The sequence below is a fragment of the Rhizobium ecuadorense genome, from assembly GCF_001187535.1.
Lineage (GTDB): Bacteria > Pseudomonadota > Alphaproteobacteria > Rhizobiales > Rhizobiaceae > Rhizobium > Rhizobium ecuadorense.
On the sequence record NZ_LFIO01001431.1, the window covers coordinates 1 to 449 of the forward strand.

Sequence of the window (449 nt, forward strand, 5' to 3'; positions counted from 1 at the left end):
GCGATAAAAGGGACCTGTCCAATGTTAGGTCGATCCGGGTTTGGCCGGGGTGCCGTTGCCGAGCCAGAACCACTGCCGTCTAGCCGTATCCCAGGCGATGTCGAGAGCCTGCAGCCGTCCTTCCCCGATGTCGACGAGGTATTGCTGAAGGGGTTCGTAGGCGAAGGTATATTTGACTTCGAACTCGGCCTGGTTGCCGTCCGCCCCCTCGGTGTTGACGAAGAAGCGGTCATCGCGGCGGGTGAAGGTGGTGACGACGCCGTCATGCTCAAACCTGCTATTGTCGAAATCGCCGCGCACCGTTTCCTCGTCGGCCAGGGCCATGGCCTTTGCATGGTGGGATTTCGAAAAAGCCGCAGCCTGATCGGCGTGGCAGGACAAGCACGTCCTTTCGTCCACGAAACCCTCATGGATCGCTATCTGCGGGTCGGGGGCGGGAGTCGAGATGT

At 60.6% G+C, this 449-nt stretch carries 1 pseudogene; it reads right to left on the reverse strand.

What is annotated here, in order from left to right:
- Positions 1-27: 27 nt before the first annotated feature.
- Positions 28-447: pseudogene (locus AF337_RS30010) on the reverse strand (multiheme c-type cytochrome); the annotation flags it as partial.
- Between the last annotated feature and the right edge of the window lie 2 nt (positions 448-449).